The sequence below is a fragment of the Orbaceae bacterium BiB genome (assembly GCA_036251205.1).
In the GTDB taxonomy this organism is placed as follows: domain Bacteria; phylum Pseudomonadota; class Gammaproteobacteria; order Enterobacterales; family Orbaceae; genus Orbus; species Orbus mooreae.
In genome coordinates this window covers 465,730-483,787 of record CP133958.1, presented here as the reverse complement: position 1 = coordinate 483,787, position 18,058 = coordinate 465,730, and the positions used below count along the sequence as shown (strand labels likewise).

Annotated in this window: 17 protein-coding genes; 9 read left to right on the top strand and 8 right to left on the bottom strand. The window is 33.9% G+C overall.

The window, feature by feature from the left end:
* The first annotated feature begins 20 nt into the window (after positions 1–20).
* Entirely contained in the window at positions 21–1,007 is a 987-nt protein-coding gene (rbsR, locus tag RHO11_02290; protein WVD62838.1) for a ribose operon transcriptional repressor RbsR, read from the top strand.
* A gap of 147 nt (positions 1,008–1,154) precedes the next feature.
* Here the strand turns inward: rbsR and RHO11_02285 are convergent, their stop codons facing one another.
* Both RHO11_02285 and RHO11_02280 read right to left on the bottom strand, forming a co-directional pair.
* Positions 1,155–1,508: a PAS domain S-box protein gene (locus RHO11_02285; GenBank protein WVD61978.1), complete on the bottom strand. Its 354-nt coding sequence runs from the start codon at positions 1,506–1,508 to the stop codon at positions 1,155–1,157.
* 211 nt (positions 1,509–1,719) lie between these two features.
* A complete protein-coding gene (locus tag RHO11_02280) occupies positions 1,720–2,265 on the bottom strand; it encodes a hypothetical protein (protein ID WVD61977.1) in 546 nt (181 codons plus the stop codon).
* Between the two features lie 326 nt (positions 2,266–2,591).
* Here RHO11_02280 and RHO11_02275 point away from each other — a divergent pair, with 326 nt between their 5' ends.
* On the top strand, positions 2,592–3,032 hold the full coding sequence (locus tag RHO11_02275; protein ID WVD61976.1) for a Dps family protein: 441 nt from the start codon (positions 2,592–2,594) through the stop codon (positions 3,030–3,032).
* Between the two features lie 141 nt (positions 3,033–3,173).
* Here RHO11_02275 and RHO11_02270 read toward each other — a convergent pair whose 3' ends face one another.
* Both RHO11_02270 and crcB read right to left on the bottom strand, forming a co-directional pair.
* The gene (locus RHO11_02270) at positions 3,174–3,635 is read right to left on the bottom strand and encodes a SulA-like leucine-rich domain-containing protein (protein ID WVD61975.1); all 462 of its coding nucleotides are present in this window, start codon (positions 3,633–3,635) and stop codon (positions 3,174–3,176) included.
* Between the two features lie 114 nt (positions 3,636–3,749).
* Positions 3,750–4,130 (bottom strand): fluoride efflux transporter CrcB, encoded by a 381-nt coding sequence (crcB, locus tag RHO11_02265; GenBank protein ID WVD61974.1) that lies wholly within the window; start codon positions 4,128–4,130, stop codon positions 3,750–3,752.
* Between the two features lie 177 nt (positions 4,131–4,307).
* Here crcB and RHO11_02260 point away from each other — a divergent pair, with 177 nt between their 5' ends.
* Positions 4,308–4,925: a riboflavin synthase subunit alpha gene (locus RHO11_02260; GenBank protein ID WVD61973.1), complete on the top strand. Its 618-nt coding sequence runs from the start codon at positions 4,308–4,310 to the stop codon at positions 4,923–4,925.
* Between the two features lie 113 nt (positions 4,926–5,038).
* On the opposite strand, the gene RHO11_02255 is transcribed toward RHO11_02260, so the two are convergent.
* On the bottom strand, positions 5,039–6,379 hold the full coding sequence (locus tag RHO11_02255; protein WVD61972.1) for a DUF945 family protein: 1,341 nt from the start codon (positions 6,377–6,379) through the stop codon (positions 5,039–5,041).
* 356 nt (positions 6,380–6,735) lie between these two features.
* Here RHO11_02255 and RHO11_02250 point away from each other — a divergent pair, with 356 nt between their 5' ends.
* From RHO11_02250 to RHO11_02240, 3 genes are read left to right on the top strand one after another with little or no spacing between them, the layout of a single operon-like run.
* The gene (locus RHO11_02250) at positions 6,736–7,095 is read left to right on the top strand and encodes a hypothetical protein (protein ID WVD61971.1); all 360 of its coding nucleotides are present in this window, start codon (positions 6,736–6,738) and stop codon (positions 7,093–7,095) included.
* Positions 7,095–7,493: a DMT family transporter gene (locus tag RHO11_02245; protein WVD61970.1), complete on the top strand. Its 399-nt coding sequence runs from the start codon at positions 7,095–7,097 to the stop codon at positions 7,491–7,493. The genes RHO11_02250 and RHO11_02245 overlap by 1 nt, the downstream gene beginning before the upstream one ends.
* A gap of 11 nt (positions 7,494–7,504) precedes the next feature.
* Positions 7,505–8,698, top strand: a complete 1,194-nt coding sequence (locus tag RHO11_02240) for a DegT/DnrJ/EryC1/StrS family aminotransferase (GenBank protein WVD61969.1) — start codon at positions 7,505–7,507, stop codon at positions 8,696–8,698.
* A 116-nt stretch (positions 8,699–8,814) separates the two neighbouring features.
* Here the strand turns inward: RHO11_02240 and mfd are convergent, their stop codons facing one another.
* The gene (gene mfd / locus RHO11_02235; protein ID WVD61968.1) at positions 8,815–12,258 is read right to left on the bottom strand and encodes a transcription-repair coupling factor; all 3,444 of its coding nucleotides are present in this window, start codon (positions 12,256–12,258) and stop codon (positions 8,815–8,817) included.
* Between the two features lie 193 nt (positions 12,259–12,451).
* Between mfd and lolC the strand changes: the two genes are divergently transcribed.
* From lolC to lolE, 3 genes are read left to right on the top strand one after another with little or no spacing between them, the layout of a single operon-like run.
* A complete protein-coding gene (gene lolC, locus RHO11_02230) occupies positions 12,452–13,654 on the top strand; it encodes a lipoprotein-releasing ABC transporter permease subunit LolC (GenBank protein WVD61967.1) in 1,203 nt (400 codons plus the stop codon).
* On the top strand, positions 13,647–14,357 hold the full coding sequence (lolD, locus tag RHO11_02225; GenBank protein ID WVD61966.1) for a lipoprotein-releasing ABC transporter ATP-binding protein LolD: 711 nt from the start codon (positions 13,647–13,649) through the stop codon (positions 14,355–14,357). The genes lolC and lolD overlap by 8 nt, the downstream gene beginning before the upstream one ends.
* 4 nt (positions 14,358–14,361) lie before the next feature.
* Positions 14,362–15,594: a lipoprotein-releasing ABC transporter permease subunit LolE gene (lolE, locus tag RHO11_02220; protein WVD61965.1), complete on the top strand. Its 1,233-nt coding sequence runs from the start codon at positions 14,362–14,364 to the stop codon at positions 15,592–15,594.
* A 52-nt stretch (positions 15,595–15,646) separates the two neighbouring features.
* Here lolE and RHO11_02215 read toward each other — a convergent pair whose 3' ends face one another.
* Together RHO11_02215 and RHO11_02210 are read right to left on the bottom strand one after the other, a co-directional pair.
* Positions 15,647–16,408 carry a hypothetical protein gene (locus tag RHO11_02215; protein ID WVD61964.1) on the bottom strand — a complete coding sequence of 254 codons (762 nt, stop codon included), beginning with the start codon at positions 16,406–16,408 and terminating at the stop codon, positions 15,647–15,649.
* 105 nt (positions 16,409–16,513) lie between these two features.
* A complete protein-coding gene (locus tag RHO11_02210) occupies positions 16,514–18,049 on the bottom strand; it encodes an exopolyphosphatase (protein ID WVD61963.1) in 1,536 nt (511 codons plus the stop codon).
* Positions 18,050–18,058: the final 9 nt, after the last annotated feature.

Genomic DNA, 18,058 nt, shown 5'->3' with positions numbered 1-18,058 from the left:
GGATTATAACGTTGACAACGATGAAGGATGTTGCTCGTTTAGCAAATGTTTCAACATCTACTGTTTCCCATGTGATTAATAATAGTCGCTATGTAAGCCCTGAAATACGGCAACGCATTGAAGCTGCAATTATTGAACTGAATTACGCGCCGTCGGCATTAGCTCGAAGTTTAAAAATACAGGAGACTCGTACTATTGGGATGCTATTGACTCAAAGTAATAATCCTTTTTATTCTGAAGTTGTGCAAGGTGTTGAACGTAGTTGCTATGAATTGGGGTATCAACTCATTTTATGCAATACCGAAGGTGATCCTTTGCGGATGACTCATAATATTGAAGCGTTATTACAGAAAAAAGTGGATGGCTTATTGGTATTATGTGCTGAGGCACATTTAATACCGAATGAAATATTCGAGCGTTATCCCTCTTTACCGATGGTTATGATGGATTGGACTCCTTTTAATCATGTTTGTGACATTATTCGTGATAATTCATTACATGGTGCAACATTGGCCGTCAATCATTTAATTGATAAAGGTTATAAAAAAATAGCTTGTATTACTGGGCCATTAAATAATCCTCAAGCTCAATTTCGTTTACAAGGTTATCGTAATACCTTAATTGAAGCTGATATTAAAATTTATGCTGACTATGAGGTGGAAGGTGACTTTAAATTCGCTTCTGGTGTTCAGGCTATGCAGTCATTACTTGCTTTAACAGATCCACCTGATGCAGTATTCTGCTGTAATGATGCGATGGCAATTGGTGCTTATCATGCCATAACTCAAGCAGGTTTGAATGTTGGATGGGATATAGGGATAATTGGTTATGATGATATTGAACTTGCCCAATATATGAATCCGCCATTAACTACGATTCATCAGCCAAAAGATGAATTAGGACAATTAGCTGTTGAAACTCTGTTAAATAGAATACAGCATAAGGATAGTGAGCATATAATTCTCACCCTGACTCCGATTTTAATCGAACGCTCGTCATTAAAATAGATTATTTGTGATCCTAATACTAAATAAATAGCGTGATAAGCAATATTACCTCAGTTATTAAGCCTGAAGTCTAAGTGCTTACTCGATAATATACTAATTGATTTAAACCATAGTGAGCAGATAGACCTAGGATTGAATTAGATAAAATTATTTGGATTTGCTGTGATTTTCTCTCGCTGAAGCTAGCACGCCAGCAACGGCTCCTTGATCATTTTTTAATAAACCAAAGATCATATCGACATAAATACGAGTACCATTTTTATGCATAGCTCCTGTTAAAATAACTTCACCTTTATGCTTTACATAGCCACTTTTTACCGCGGCATAAAAACCGTGCCAGTGGGCATCTTGTAGATGTGGTGGAATAATTAAATTAAGACTGGCACCTAGAGCTTCTTGTTCACTGTAACCGAATATGTTGACTGCAGCGTCATTCCATCTGATTATTTTACCATTCACATCTGAACAAATTATTGCATCAGGGAATTGGGATACTATCATTTCGTCACACATAGACATTTTCTCCATTACTATTTTTATTAATTTATTAAACGACTTCCAACTGATAAATCAGTCGTAAATATGACTGATTTCATCTCATTAAGTGCTCATGATTATTTAACACTACATCACTTTTTAGCTAACCAAAATTACATTTAACTAAATAATATAATTACTTATCTATTAACAATGTAATGCCTTAAATCTTAAGCTAATTCGGACTAGACATTAAAAAGAAAAATAATCCTAATCCCATCATGCAAAGAAATAGACACACTAATATTTCAGCGATACGAAACTGTTTACTCATAATATTTTCATCAAAGCTGGAAATGAACACACAGAAAAAGACAATAATAATCACTAAATAGATAAAGATATGGTGATAGGGTGTTAATTGCACATAAGAATTTAGTGAGGTTTTTAGAACGGGCACTATAGCCAGTATTGCAACATATAAAATGCCAAATCCTTTGATAATTAAAAAATGTTTTTTAAGAAAACTATTGATATATGTTTTATAATTTTTATAAAGATAAAAAAATATCCACATAAGGATAATAAAAATAATAGTCGATTTAGTATAGTCTTCAATGGCTGAAATTAGAGCACTATTATTCGATAAGTTGTATTGATTGATTAGAGCAAACAGTGTTCTGACCGTTTTTGAGATAGGTAAAGTGATAGTCAAAAAAATACCGAATAACGCTAATAGAATAGCGGTTAACGTAGTTAAATGTTGTAATTTCAGTCGCATTATATATCCTTCTTAGTCATTTCTTTTATTATACGCTAATAATAGTCTCATTTTAATGCACCTAGTTTTAAATGTGAGAACAACGTTAATTATGTTATGTTATATATTGATTGACGAGATGCTATTATTACAGGGGCAAAAGATGAGCATAAAAAATAAGTTACGTATAAATTATTGATGACAATTTGTATTAAACAATTAAACCCATAGTTTTAAACTATTTTATAATAAATAATTAATAGGTATAATTTACACATAAAGATTAGAAAAGAATTTATCTTATAATCATTTTTAACAATTCTATTTAATTATATTAAGGAGTCAGTATGTCAAAGGTTATTACACAACTCAATCAGTTACAAGCGGATTCTCACTCATTATTTGTTAAATTTCATGATTATCACTGGAATGTAAAAGGTATGCAATTTTTTGCAGTTCATGAGTATACAGAAAAAGCTTATGAGCAAATGTCAGATTTATTTGATGATTTAGCTGAAAGGGCGTTACAAGTGGGAGGGAAAGCTATCACTTGTCAAAAAATGTTGCTAGAAACCGCAAAAGCACCAAAAGTCGCTCAAGATAGCTATACACCAAAAGAGGTGATAGCAGCCGTTAAAGATGCTTATGTCTATTTGAAAGATGAATTTGTAAAATTGCGTCAATATGCTGATGAAGTCAATGATTTTGGTACTATCGCAATTGCTGAAGATAACATCGCTCATTTAGAAAAAGCGCTTTGGATGATTAATTCTACATTAGATAATTAATTTAAATAACTGCTATTCATCAACACCCGCTATATGCGGGTGTTATTGGTTATAGATATTGTAAACAATAGATAATAAGAGAGTTTAATTACGTTAGTTAGTTAACTGATAACGTGATTAAAATAAGAATCAAAATAGCGATTAGTGAATATTATTGACGGTCAGGGACATTGTCATAAAGTCATGATAATTTAGGTAATTATCATCAATTAAAAACAGGTGTGTACCGCTTATTTTGACCGCTTGCTGTAGACGATATTTTTCACTATTAGATAAAGGTGTATCAATACAAGCTGCAATATAACTAGCCGTTTTACTTAATAACGCCTTTTCAATAAGAGCTACCATATTAGTCGGATTCGCATTAGGTAAGTGAATCACTTTTTGTTCACTCAGTCCTGATTGCGAAATCCATGATCTTTTTAACATCGGTCTTGCTGAGATCCAGAACTGCCATCTATTTTGCTGATTTAATAAACGTAATAATAGAGCTTGTTCTTGTAATACTTGTTGTAAAGGTGATTCAAAATTGACCAAGTCAAGTTGATGATCTTTGGGTAGATAGATTCCGTTTGATGTTTTTAGTTTATTTATTGTTAACATAATTACCTCATGACTGTATTAATATACAGTGTATATTAATACAGTATTATTATGAAGTAAATAGCTGATTAAATAATTTTAATAGATATAGATTATCTATATTTATTTTATAAATTACATACCCTTAATTAATTGATAACTAAAAATACCGAGTAATGTCATCAAAATAGAGCCGATAACATGCACTGCAATAGTACTGAGTCCTAAGGTAATCTGACCTTTTTGTAAGAACATCACAATCTCAGCTGAGAACGTTGAAAAGGTTGATAGGCCACCACAAAATCCGGTAATAATTAATAAACGCCACTCAGGTGAAATAGTTGGTGAATTAGCTAAAAAAGTCATAGCAAAGCCGATAATATAGCCAGCAATCAAATTTGATAATAATGTGCCAAATGGGATGACAAATAAACTATTAAATTTATTGGATAAAATCCAACGAAATACACCACCAATTGTTGAACCTATAGCGATGGCAATAATGGGTTTTAACATATGATATCCTTGTCAGAAGTAAAACTAATTTTAGATATTATAATTCGAAATATTGAATAAAGGTATTTGAATAATCGTAAATTCTCTTAAGAGATATACTATCAATAGGGGATGATGGCTTTACAGCAATTTAATGGTAGAATAATCTAATCGAGTTTATTTATAGGAATAGTCTTTATGTTTACTGGAATTGTACAAGGTGTCGGTCAAATTGTTGATATTATAGATAACGATAAATTAAGGACTTATCAAGTCAAACTTCCCCAAGCATTAACCGCAAATCTGACGATCGGGGCTTCAGTGGCAAATGACGGGTGTTGTTTAACTATTACAGCATTTAATGGTGACGTTGTCACTTTTGATATTATGCAAGAAACTCTAGCTTTAACAACATTAGGTGATAAAAGAGTTGGTGACTTAGTCAATATTGAACGTAGTGCAAAATATGGTGATGAAATTGGTGGTCATGTGATGTCTGGACATATTTCTGGTGTTGCAAAAATTACGAATATTAATAAGACTGCAACAAATTGCGAAATGGTTTTAGAGCTCCCAGTGAAACTAGTTAAATACGTTTTATATAAGGGGTTTATTGGTGTTGATGGTGCAAGTTTGACCGTTGGAAATATCGATAATAACTGTTTTTCGATTCATCTTATTCCTGAGACATTATCCATTACAACACTAAGTGATAAACAGGTTGGCGATTTTGTTAATATTGAAATTGATTCACAAACTCAGGCAATAGTTGATACTGTTGAACGTGTCTTAGCTCAAAAACAGTTAACTCAGTAGCTAATTTTCGTTATAATTTTGCTGTAAAGTATGATTATGGTGTAAAAAAATGGTGGGTTTAAATTATTTGATTAAAATCGGCAACATATTATTGCAGTTGCCGATTTACTAGACTAAAAACGAGGAAGTCTATTTTTTTCTAGTTTATGCCAAAATTGCTCAGGCGTCACTTGTTGACCTTTCAACCTAGCTTGTTTCTCCTCACTGGAATAATACAAATCAATTGATATACCATTTTGGGTATCATCTTGTTCATACATATTCACTTGTGCAAAAGGATAATTTGCCAATAGTAGCTGACTAATGAGCATTATCGATTGTTGTGCTGATAAAAGATCTTTTTCATCAGGCGTCGGCTGATTTGGTTTAGCTATTTGAGCGACTAAATAAGTAAGCGGTTGTAGTGGTAAATTAGCGTTTGCCTCCATAAGTGACACATTACCTTCATAAAGCTGATCAAATGCTAAACTGTCGCCCATAAGACTAAGTTTAAACGCTGCATCTAAATTACCTTGTTGATTTTGTAAACGTAATTTTTCTAATGCAATATTGAGCGTTTTATTACCGATTTCATCATCTTTGATACTATAACTTGACTCTATTTCACCTTGTCCAAGATCTTGTTGTCCAAGCATGATTTTATTTGCAGTTAATGACCACTTGTGAGCTTGATTATCACTCTGTTTTTCTGATGATGCTGTTACTGATACTTGATTCAGATTTACTATCTGCTCAGATTGAATATCATCTTGTATTGCAATATTCTCTAAAGTGATATTTTGAGTACCTTGAAAATTAATATAGTCCTGACTTGAAAAATGTCCAGTATAGTCCATCTTATTAAAGGTAACAACTTGACCATAAATATTATACAGTTGTAATTGTGCTATCTGAGACTCTAATGAGATATCGTGATAATTATTGTCGATAGAAGCGAATAGGGTATTTGGGGTTATCTGCCAAATCAGTCTATCAGACTGATCCCGATAATTGAGTTGTTCATTATTTATAACGAGCTGTGTATTTTGACTATAGTCAACATCAATATTGATGGTCGCAAACGGTTTATTACCAGCCGCTTGCCAAAGTTCTTTATTCGTCTGCTGCGATAACTGTGCATAAACTACAGCCATTTTGGGTGAAAAGTCAGCTGATTTAATATTATTCCAAGGGAAAGGACCATGGTAAATCATTACATCATCATTAAATAATATTTCTTTACTATTCAGTTCCACGACTTCTAGATGAAATGAAGTAGAAAAAATACCTTTATTGTAATCACTGTATTGAATATCAAGATTAAATAATGCTTTATTAGTATTGATTTTCTCTGTTAGTTGAACGATCTTTTCATCAAATTGCTTTTGAATCACGTTTCCTGTATACCATGAAGCACCAATATAACCAAGCGCTAAGACAGCGACAACGCTACCTGCAATAATGCTTTTTTTCATTACTCAATACCCTTATTAATCTTATTTATCAATGTTTATAGATAGCCGTTTGGGTTATTATCGCTTTAAAAAATCTTATGAGCAAGATAAGTAAGGATAGTTAGGAAAATTAATCATAATAGATGATATCGAAATTTTCATAAAAATATCATTTATTGTTGAGAATTTTATAAAAATATTGTTGTAGAATAAAAGGCTACGGTAGTTTTCAAGGATATTTATGAGTATGATTAGCAGCTAAAATCATGAATGTAATTGTATATTGATAAATGATTTTATAATGCAGTTATCTTATTTTATAATATTAATTTGAAATTGAAACAATCCTTATTGATAGGTGTTTTTAGGGATAGAAAATGATGTCTTCTTTAGTGATTATTCTTTGGGTCTTAAATATATTTTTTGACACAATTGGCCAAATTGCCTTTAAGTATGCAGCGATCAGTCCGAGTAATCGAGATGGCTACTATTATTGGATCGATTTATTACGTAATTATTGGTTATGGATTGGGATTGGATCTTATCTCGCTGAGTTTATGTTATGGCTAGGGTTCCTGACATTAGTTCCACTTTCACAAGGTATCTTACTTGGATCAATCAATATTATTGTGATTATGGTTGTTGGACGTTTATTATTTAAAGAGTTACTGACTCGTGATCGTATAATCGGTATGTTATTTATTACAGCTGGTGTTATTTTTGTAGGAGTGTCTTAATGCGTAAATTTTATCTTATTGGTTTTGCTCTATTACTTTTTTTTGATACGCTGGGGCAAACGAGTTTTAAATTAACCGCAAACTCTGCAGAGCCTTTAGAAGCCAGTATTGAATGGCTAGTAAGGGTATTTACACAGCCTTGGGTTTATATTGCCATTATCGGTTATATTGGCGCTTTTTTTACCTGGATGACATTACTCAAAAAGGCACCAGTTGGCCCCGCATTTGCGGCATCGCATCTTGAAGTAATTACCGTTATGTTAGTCTCCATCTGGATTTTCAATGAGCAAATTACGTTATTTCGATTAATTGGTGCAGCTTTGATCGTTATTGGTATTATTTTCCTAGCTTTTGCTGAACGAAATATTCAGCAGCAACATGGGAATGATGCTGAATAAACATAATAATTATGGCTATTTTTAAGTATCATGAGAATCCACCAACGGCTGGGTTACCTATAATCTGGCAAGATTGGTTTGCTAAAAATGAAAATTTAGCACAACGTATTAGTATTATGTTTAATCTTCCACCATTGGAATTGACCTGTTCTGGTACAATTGCGCTGGTTGCTGCGTTAAATACACTGAAAAAACTTTATCCCAAGCGTCAACAAGTGGTGATTCCTGCCTACACTTGCCCACTTGTCGCTTTGGCAATTCACCATTGCGGACTAAAAATTGTTTTATGTGATTTAGCAAAAGACTCTTTTGAGTTTGATCTTAAGCAATTAAGTGAATTGATGAGTGAAGATGTTTTAGCCGTGATTCCAACGCATCTTGGTGGACGGGTTGCCGACGTTCAACAAGTTAAAAATTTAGCGATAGTATACCAGATTACGGTCATTGAGGATGCAGCTCAGGCACTCGGCGCTAATGTTGGAACTACGGGTGATATCGTATTTTTTAGCCTTGCTGTTGGTAAAGGGTTAACGTTATATGAAGGGGGATTGGTGAGCGCAACGGATCCAATACTTCGCCAAAAATTAGCTGAAACAATCTCTACTATTCCAAAATCGCTGATATGGGAATTTAGGCGACTAATTGAATTATTCGGCTATACCGCATTATATAACCCAGTAGGGCTCCATTTTGTCTATGGCAAAGGACGACGTCATGCGCTTAACCACAATAAACTCATTGAGGCTGTGGGGGATGATTTTGACTTTAATTTACCTTATCATCAGGTTAGTTATTTTCGACAAAAAATTGCGGCTAATGCAACAAAACGTTTACCTGACTTTTTATTGTTGACACGAAAGCAAGCGTTAAGGCGTATTGAACAATTGCAGATGATTCCAACAATTAAAATTATCACTGATGGCCAAAACTATATAGGAACATGGCCATTTTTAATGGTTTTATTGCCAAATAAAATTGCGAGAGATCGTATTCTTAAACAATTATGGAAGGGTCCTTTGGGGGTGAGTCGATTATTTATCTACTCTTTACCTCATTATCATTATCTTACTCAAGTTGTACCACAAAAAGTCATGCCTAATGCTGAAGATTTTGCTGAACGGATGTTAACTATTACTAATAGTTTATATCTTACTGATGCTGAGTTTGATCTCATTCTCCAGACTATTTCTCAAGCAATTCAATAGAATACTTGCTATTAACAACATCTCATTAAATCTAAAAAAATTAAGTTCAGTCCACCAGTTATAACGGTGGACTGAATGTAGGGCTATTTATATGCGGAACTTGAATTCAAAGTATATTAACTTTCACAATTAAGCATAAATTGGCTTAATAAGTTATTAATGTAGTCAATCCGCGGTTGTCTATCTAATCCCGTTGTAAGCAGCTTCAATCGATTTTGACCATCTAAACGGTACTTTTTAGGTGATTTTTGAATTTCACCAATCAAATAATTAATCGATATGCGGTTATTAGCACCGAATTCGATATAACCACCTTTATCGCTAAATTCAATTTTATTAATACCTAAATTTTGTGCATGATATCGAATACTGGTGATATCGAGTAAAAACTGTACGGGATCGGGCAGTAAACCAAAGCGATCAATCATTTCAACTTTAATTTCTCTTAATTCATCAAGCTCTTCGATGCTGGCAATTCGTTTATATAGCGATAAACGAGTATTCACATCGGGAATAAAATTATCAGGAATTAATGTTGGTAGACGTAATTCTACTTCAGTATGCTGGCTATTAAGTAATGATTCTAACGATGGCTCTTTACCTTGTTTTAAAGATTTTACCGCTTCATCAAGTAATTCCATGTATAGTGTAAAACCGATGGTTTCAATTTGACCACTTTGATCTTCACCTAACAGTTCCCCTGAGCCTCGAATTTCAAGATCATGTGTTGCCAAAGCAAATCCAGCGCCGAGATCTTCTAAGGAAGCTATTGCTTCTAAACGTTTTTTAGCATCTTTACTTAATGCCTTAGGTGGGGGCGTTAATAAATAGGCGTAAGCTTGATGATAAGATCGACCGACTCGCCCTCTTAATTGGTGTAACTGAGCTAGACCAAATTTATCAGCACGTTCAATAATAATCGTATTTGCATTAGGAACATCAATTCCTGTTTCAATGATTGTGGTACAGAGTAATAAATTAAATCTTTGATGATGGAAGTCATTCATTACTCGTTCTAAATCGCGTTCATGCATTTGACCGTGACCAATAGCAATTCTTGCTTCAGGAATCAACTCTTGTAATTGCTCTTGTCTTTTCTCAATATCAGCAACATCATTATGTAAATAGTAAACTTGTCCTCCACGTAATATTTCTCGTAAAATAGCTTCTCTAATCACGTAATTGTCGTATTCTCGAACAAATGTTTTAACGGCCAAGCGTCTTGCCGGCGGCGTAGCAATAATCGACAAATCTCGCATCCCACTCATAGCCATATTTAGCGTTCTAGGTATTGGTGTTGCCGTTAAGGTCAATATATCAACATTGGCTCGCATTGCTTTAATTCGTTCTTTTTGTCTAACACCAAAACGATGCTCTTCATCAACAATTAATAGCCCTAAGTCATGCCATTTAACATCGGTTTGTAATAATTTATGAGTACCAATGATGATATCAACTTTACCTTCTTCTAAAGCTAATAGAATTTGTTGCTGCTGTTTGGCTGTTTTAAAACGCGATAGCACTTCAATACGAATTGGCCAATTAGCAAATCGATCTAAAAAGTTTTCATAATGCTGCTGAGCAAGTAGCGTCGTTGGTACCAACATCGAAACTTGTTTATGATTAATGACAGCCAAAAATGCCGCGCGCATTGCGACTTCTGTTTTACCAAAACCAACATCACCACATACAAGGCGATCCATGGCGACAGGAGCACACATATCGCCAAGAACTGCACCGATTGCATTAAGTTGATCATCAGTCTCTTGATAGGCAAATCCTTGACAAAATAACTCATACTGTTCACGATCTTGTTTGAATTGAAACCCTGGTTTTGCTTCTCGTTGGGCATAAATATCAAGTAACTCAGCTGCAACATCACGGACTTTCTCAGCCGCTTTTTCTCGTGCTTTTGTCCACGCATCGGTACCTAATTTATTTAATGGAGCATTCTCTTCATCTCCACCAGAGTAACGACTAATTAAATTAAGTGATGAAACGGGCACATAGAGTTTTGTATCATTAGCATATAAAATAATTAAATATTCAGCGGTAATACCGCCTGTCTCAAGTGTTGTCAGCCCTGCATAGCGACCAACACCATGATCGAAATGAACAACTGGCTTACCTGGAGTCAGTTCAGCTAAGCTACGAACCAAGTTGTCAGTATTAATAATTTGCTTACTCTCTTTTCTCCGCCGGATAATTCGACGACCGAGTAGCTCATTTTCGGTAATTAAAGCAAACTGTTTATCGAGATCAATAAACCCTTGCTCACTAGCACCAATAAGTAAATAAAATTTTTCATCATATTGAGTAAGATCTGAAATCTTTTCAAGATACTTAGGTCGAATATTGATTTTACTAAGAATATCTTGCAATGCTTCACGGCGACCCTGTGATTCAACAGAGAATATTACTTTACCAAGATAGTTATTAACAAATGTTTGGAAATGTGAATAAGGATCTTTCTGTTGAATTTGAATAGCGAGTTCAGGTAAAGCTTGATAATCAAGATTAATTGCTTTTTTAGTCGTTAGTTTTTCAGGACTTACAATCAACCGTGGATATTGCTTAAATTGTGCAAAGATATCCTCCACTTTTAACCAAATCTCTTCTGGGGGTAGAAGAGGGCGCATAGGATCAACATTGCGACTTTCGTAGCGTTGTTTGACATCTTGCCAATATTTTTCGGCAAAGAGATGAATATTAGGAGTAGTAATAAAAAGCGTATTATTCGGTAAATAATCAAATAGTGACATTAATGGTTGATTGAAAAATAGTCTCTGCCAATATTCAATCCCTGTCGGTAATATACCTTTACTGACTTGCTGATAAATACTTTCACTTTCTAATCTGACTGCAAATTTTTCTCGCCACTGGCTACGAAATAATTCAATAGCACTTTTATCGAATGGATATTCATGAGCAGGTAAGAGTTGTACACGCTCTATCTCATCAAGAGTTCGTTGTGTCTCAACATCAAAAATACGGAGACTATCAATTTCATCGTCAAAGAAATCTAGTCGATAAGGTGAAACACTTCCCATAGGATAAATATCGAATAGTGCTCCTCGTGTTGCATATTCACCATGTTCCATCACTTGGCTAACATGACGATATCCAGCATTTTCTAATTCAATTCTTAAGCTTTCGCGAGATATTTTTTGCCCTTTTTGCATAATAAAAACATGTCCGCTTAGGTAAGAGCTTGGACATACTTTTTGCATTAAGGTATTAATTGGAAGAATTAAAGCCCCTTTATTGAACGAAGAGAGTTGATATAGACATGATAATCGTTCAGAAACAATATCTTGATGTGGTGAAAAGCTATCATAAGGTAAGGTTTCCCAATCGGGAAAAAGAGACGATGGTGATGATGAATACTGTTTGAGCTCTTCATGTAGGCGAGCCGTTTGTTGCATATCATCAGTAACAATGACCACAGGGCCTTGATGACGAGAGAGTATTTCAGCACAAAATAGCGAAATTGATGAACCAAGTAATTGACCAAACTCTTGGATCTCTCCAGATACTTTTGGGAGTGTAATATTGGGCATATAAATATTGATAAAAACGATGATGAATTTAGTTTAAGATTATAGCGTAGTTTCATTAATTAACAAATCAACATATCACAATCGTTTTGTACTTGATATGGTTCTTAATAATCGTTATTATGATAAGCTATGATAATTTATATATTTAAAAATCAATGTGTTATACTTTATTGATTTTTAAAGAGAAATGAACATGTTTCATCCTTTGCCTCTTTTTATTGGCTTACGCTATGCATATAGCAAAAAATCAGATAGTTTTGGTCGATTTGTCTCTTGGTTATCAATGATTGGCATTATGTTGGGTTCATTTGGCCTGATTATTATTATGTCAGTGATGAATGGCTTCGAAAATGAGATGCAAAAAAATATCTTACAATATATTCCTCAGGCCCAGGTGACTGGTGAAAATAACCGTATCTCATCACAAATTAATCCTCAATCAATTTTACCTAATTTACCCCAAGTACAGCATGTTGTGCCGTTGGTTACAAGCGATGTGATTTTGCAGAGTGCCAAAAGCTTGTCATTAAGTACCATGATTGGAGTTGATCCGAACCTATTTGATCCGATCAGTGATCGTATTTATTGGGGAGAACTCTCAAGCTTAAAATCTGGAGAATATAATATTATTTTAGGACGTAATTTAGCCGATTTATTGAATGTCCAAGTGGGAGATAATATTCGGCTGCTCGTACCGGAGGTTGGTCAAATCACGCCAGTAGGAAGAATTCCTAGCCAACGCATTTTTACCGTATCCGGAATCTTTTCAGCAAATCGCGATATTGAACAATCGGTTGTTTATCTGAATATCGATGATGCTGCTAAATTGATGCGTTATCCGCAAAATACTATTACGAGTTGGCGGTTGTATCTCGATAATCCATTAAATATTGAATCGCTTGTTACGACAACGCTACCTGATGGATTGCATTTTAATGATTGGCGAGAAAAGCGTGGTGAGCTGTTTCAAGCAATAAAAATGGAAAAGAATGTTATGGGGCTATTAATTAGTTTAATTGTAATTGTAGCTGCTTTTAATATTATCACTTCGTTAAGCCTATTAGTAATGGAAAAACAAAATGAGATTGCCATATTAAAAACCCAAGGATTAACACGTGGTAAAATTATGCTTATTTTCATAATTCAAGGAGCTAGCTCTGGTATTATTGGTACGCTATTAGGATGTTCAATTGGTTGGGTTATTGCTTATAATCTAAGTGATATTATGTCTATCTTAGGTTTAACCTTTTCAGGTATTCGTTTACCTTCAGACGTTGATACAGTCCAAGTTATTACTATATTTGTTGCATTATTAATGCTGTCTATCATCTCAACACTTTATCCTGCTTATCGTGCAGCGAATACTCAACCGGCAGAGGCTTTACGTTATGAATAATGCTACTCATTTGACCCCTTCACCGTTGATTTCAACGACTAATCTATGCAAAACTTATCAAGAAGGTAAGGTGACGACGCAAGTATTAAATGGCGTCAATTTTTCAATCAACGCTCAAGCAATGACATCAATTATTGGTAGCTCAGGATCAGGCAAAAGCACGTTATTACATCTATTAGGCGGCTTAGATAAACCGACCTCTGGCGAGGTGATTTTTAAGTCTCAGTCACTTAATACCTTATCAGAAGTCAATAAAGCGCAGCTACGTAATAAAGAGATCGGCTTTGTTTACCAATTTCATCATCTGTTAGCCGATTTTACAGCTCTTGAAAATATTGCTATGCCCTTACTGATTGCGGGAGTAAAAGCTAAAGAAGCGCAACAACGAGCTCTTGATATGTTAAAGTCGGTTAATTTATCACACCGAGCTGCACATAGGCCATCTGAGTTGTCAGGAGGAGAGCGTCAACGTATTGCCATTGGTCGAGCCTTAATTAATCGTCCATCCATTGTTATGGCTGATGAACCTACGGGGAATTTGGATCAAGCAACGGCCGAAACTATTTTTGATTTACTCATTACTTTAAATCAGGAACATGGTACTGCTTTTTTGGTCGTTACTCATGATTTAAGTTTAGCGAAAAAAATGGATCAGCAGTATATCATGTCTCAAGGGACATTAACCTTATTGGCGAGTGAATAGAACGATGTTAGCACTATTTTTAGCCCGAAAATTTAGGAAGGGTAGAAAACAAAGTGGTATGTTGTCTTTGATTTCTATTATATCTACATTAAGTATTGCCATTGGTATTGCTGCGCTAATTATTGGCTTAAGTGCCATGAATGGTTTTGAGCGTGAATTAAAAAATCGTGTTTTATCGGTAATATCACATGGTGAGTTTTATTCGCAAAATAATCTTACAAATTGGCGTGAGTTACAAAAAGAGCTTGATAGCAAACCTGGAATTCAAGCTTCAGCACCATTAGTTAGTTTTACCGGATTATTGGAAAATGGGACGAAATTGAAGGCTATTCAAGTTCAAGGGGTTGATCTTGAAAAAGAGACAAAAATGACCTCGCTGCCACAATATGTTCTTAATGATAAATGGAGTACAGTACAAGCCAACAATAAACAGATGATTATTGGTGTTGGATTAGCCAAATCATTAGGCGTAAAAGAGGGTGATTGGATAACATTACTCATTCCAACGACAGATGAATCGGGGCAAATTAAACAGCCTAAACGAGTACGTTTGAATGTGGCAGGGCTGATGGATTTTAGTGGTACGTTAGGTAACAATATCGCTTTAATCCCATTATCAGATGCTCAACAGTATCTAAATATAGGTGACAGTGTCACAGGTATTAAAGTCAATGTAACCGACTTATATCGTGCTAATTACATCACGCATAACGCAGCTATGGATATCAGTACTCCGCTCTATGTCAGTAGCTGGGAACAAACTTATGGTTATATGTATCATGATATTCAGATGATTCGACAGATTATGTATTTAGCAATGGTTGTTGTTATTGGCGTAGCATGTTTTAGTATTGTTTCAACATTGGTGATAGCAGTTAAAGACAAGCAGAGAGATATCGCTATTTTAAAAACGTTAGGGGCAAGTAATCAATTAATTAGCAAAGTATTTATTTGGTACGGTATCATATCCGGTTTTGTCGGTAGTATGATCGGTGTTGTACTTGGCGTAGTGATTTCACTACAGTTATCAAATATTATTCGTTTCATCGAGTCAATAATAGGGCGTCAGTTACTTAATAGCCATATCTATTTTATTGACTTTTTACCATCAGAGATTCATTTTCTCGATATTATTATTGTTTTCTGTACTGCGATGGTTTTAACATTGATTGCTAGTTATTATCCAGCACGAAGAGCTTGTAAAGTTGATCCGGTCAAAATATTGAATGGCTACTAGCACAACTTATTGTCTGTTTTAACTCGCTATTCATTCCAGATCATTGTTTTTATTATTGTGGTGCTATTTGATTATTTTCTCTAAAATCATCTAATAAACTATCTGAGTAGGTTACTGATAGTTTATTACCTTGAGCATCATAAATATTAAAAACTTGATAACAATATTGCATAACATTGTTCTCATCTGTTGTGCTATATTCATAAAAATTATTTTCTTTTTCTGAACATATTGAGTTTTGTACAAGGAAGTTATCTGCATTCATTGCAATGTAGCCATAACCATAGAATAGTTTTTTAAGATCTTTTATATTATATACTTCACTATATCTATTTTTATGGTTTTTATCATATAACTGAACAATGATAAAAGGTTCTGCTATCTTAACTGAATCATATTTTAGAGGTAATGAGAGTTGATGATGTTTAATATCCAGCAATCCTTTGAGTAACTTGTTATGCTGTTTTTTGGCAACAACAATCCAACGATCTTGTAGAATATTTTTATAATCATCAACCATACAAAATGGTTGTAACTCTAATTGCTTTTTATCTAAGTTTAAACGATATAATTGATGCTCATCTAACGTCTCATTATCTGCAGTATGAACATGATAATAATCATCAAATAGATGAATGATCTGTTTGTATTTAGGCGATATAACCCATTTACCTTCTTCGTTTTTTATGCCTTCTAAATTACTTTTATCACTAATAGTCACGATTAATCGACTATTAGTTTGGCAAAAAACAATAGCTGGATATAACAAACTTATACAAAATAAGCTATAAATAAGCAGTTTTTTCTGTTTCATATAATTATAATTATGGTATTTTATCCGCGAATTATAAATATTATCTGTCGAATGATCCAATTATATATAGTTATTCTTTAATTTTATCTGATCAACTAATGATCATTAATCGGTTATTTTTATAGCCAGCCGCCACGGTTTATTTTGTTGCCAATATTGTTGTTCTTGCTCTAAATCTAATAAAATTAACTGATTTTGTTTAGCAAATTCACGTTCAATAGTTAATTCAATATGGTTAGGTTCATTATTGGAGATTGCTAGTTTAAAAACGCTAGGATCTAAGGTCTCCGAACGTTGATTATTGATTAATATTGCCAAACGTAATATCTGTAATAAAGGATAGATTTGTTTAGTTTCGAATAAACTAAAATAGGGAATATTTTCGAGTTTTAAGCTTTTACGATGGTATTTAACCAGTGTTGATAGTAAGAATTGTTGTTCTTCATTAAAACCTGGCATATTGCTATTTTGTAAAATATAAGCAGAGTGTTTATGGATATTAGAAAAATTAATTCCTAAACCAATTTCATGTAAAGAAGCTGACCAGTACAAAATCGATTGCAAAATTGGATCTATTTTGATTATTGATAACTGTTGCCACTGTTTAAAAAGATGATGTGCTGTTTCTACAACTCGGTCCGCATGGACTTTATCAATATCATACTGTACTGATAAATCGTGAATCGTTTTTTGTCGAATATCTTGATAATTATCATTAATTCGCGTCATTTCGAGTAATAAACCTTCTCGAAGCGCACTTTGAGTGTAATGCAGTTCTTTAATATCAAAAGCTTTAAATACACCATAAAAAATCGCGAGTCCACTCACAAAAACATGTTTACGCTCTTTTGATAGAGAAGGGTAATCAATATCCTCAAAACATTCAAATTCTAAAATATAAGAGACCAAATCGTCTAATCGTTGTGGCGTGATAATGCCATCAGTCACTCCGATATCAAGTAAAATATTATGGATACTCTTAATAGTGCCTGAAGCCCCAAAAGCAATTGAAATATTTTTACTTTTTACAATATTAATGATCTTTTCAACTTGTTGTTCAGCTGATAATCTTGCTTTTTCAAAGGCTTGTGGTGTAATTTTTTCATCATGAAAAAATTGTTTAGTATAAGTAACACAGCCCATTGGGCGACTTTCAACTAATGTCGGATTAGCACCTTGTCCTATCGCGATTTCTGTCGAACCACCACCAATATCGATAATAAATTTTATATCTGACTTTGATACCGATTCATTATTAACCGCACCAATATAGATTAGGCGAGCCTCTTCTTGACCAGAAATAATTTCAATGGGATAAGGGAAAACCTTCGCTGCTTCAAGTAAAAACTCATGTTTATTTTTAGCTACGCGTAAAGAGTAAGTCCCAACAACTTTAATATTTTGCGGTGCAATATTCGATAAACGTTCAGCAAACATAGCTAAACATTTTACACCACGATTGATACTACTTTTACTTAAATAAAACTGGCTATTCAATCCTGTTGCAAGGTGAATGTTCTGTTTATTTTTATAGATAACTTGTAAAGAATCATTGATTTTTTTTACAATGATCATATGAAAACTATTTGACCCTAAATCTACAATGGCATATTCATTATCACTATTGGGTTTAGAATGCATGCTACTGTT

Excerpts from the sequence above, each read along its gene's own strand:
- rbsR (WVD62838.1), top strand. The coding sequence starts at position 21 with ATGAAGGATGTTGCTCGTTTAGCAAATGTTTCAACATCTACTGTTTCC.
- RHO11_02285 (WVD61978.1), bottom strand. The coding sequence starts at position 1,508 with ATGATAGTATCCCAATTCCCTGATGCAATAATTTGTTCAGATGTGAAT.
- RHO11_02280 (WVD61977.1), bottom strand. The coding sequence starts at position 2,265 with ATGCGACTGAAATTACAACATTTAACTACGTTAACCGCTATTCTATTA.
- RHO11_02275 (WVD61976.1), top strand. The coding sequence starts at position 2,592 with ATGTCAAAGGTTATTACACAACTCAATCAGTTACAAGCGGATTCTCAC.
- RHO11_02270 (WVD61975.1), bottom strand. The coding sequence starts at position 3,635 with ATGTTAACAATAAATAAACTAAAAACATCAAACGGAATCTATCTACCC.
- crcB (WVD61974.1), bottom strand. The coding sequence starts at position 4,130 with ATGTTAAAACCCATTATTGCCATCGCTATAGGTTCAACAATTGGTGGT.
- RHO11_02260 (WVD61973.1), top strand. The coding sequence starts at position 4,308 with ATGTTTACTGGAATTGTACAAGGTGTCGGTCAAATTGTTGATATTATA.
- RHO11_02255 (WVD61972.1), bottom strand. The coding sequence starts at position 6,379 with ATGAAAAAAAGCATTATTGCAGGTAGCGTTGTCGCTGTCTTAGCGCTT.
- RHO11_02250 (WVD61971.1), top strand. The coding sequence starts at position 6,736 with ATGATGTCTTCTTTAGTGATTATTCTTTGGGTCTTAAATATATTTTTT.
- RHO11_02245 (WVD61970.1), top strand. The coding sequence starts at position 7,095 with ATGCGTAAATTTTATCTTATTGGTTTTGCTCTATTACTTTTTTTTGAT.
- RHO11_02240 (WVD61969.1), top strand. The coding sequence starts at position 7,505 with ATGGCTATTTTTAAGTATCATGAGAATCCACCAACGGCTGGGTTACCT.
- mfd (WVD61968.1), bottom strand. The coding sequence starts at position 12,258 with ATGCCCAATATTACACTCCCAAAAGTATCTGGAGAGATCCAAGAGTTT.
- lolC (WVD61967.1), top strand. The coding sequence starts at position 12,452 with ATGTTTCATCCTTTGCCTCTTTTTATTGGCTTACGCTATGCATATAGC.
- lolD (WVD61966.1), top strand. The coding sequence starts at position 13,647 with ATGAATAATGCTACTCATTTGACCCCTTCACCGTTGATTTCAACGACT.
- lolE (WVD61965.1), top strand. The coding sequence starts at position 14,362 with ATGTTAGCACTATTTTTAGCCCGAAAATTTAGGAAGGGTAGAAAACAA.
- RHO11_02215 (WVD61964.1), bottom strand. The coding sequence starts at position 16,408 with ATGAAACAGAAAAAACTGCTTATTTATAGCTTATTTTGTATAAGTTTG.
- RHO11_02210 (WVD61963.1), bottom strand. The coding sequence starts at position 18,049 with ATGCATTCTAAACCCAATAGTGATAATGAATATGCCATTGTAGATTTA.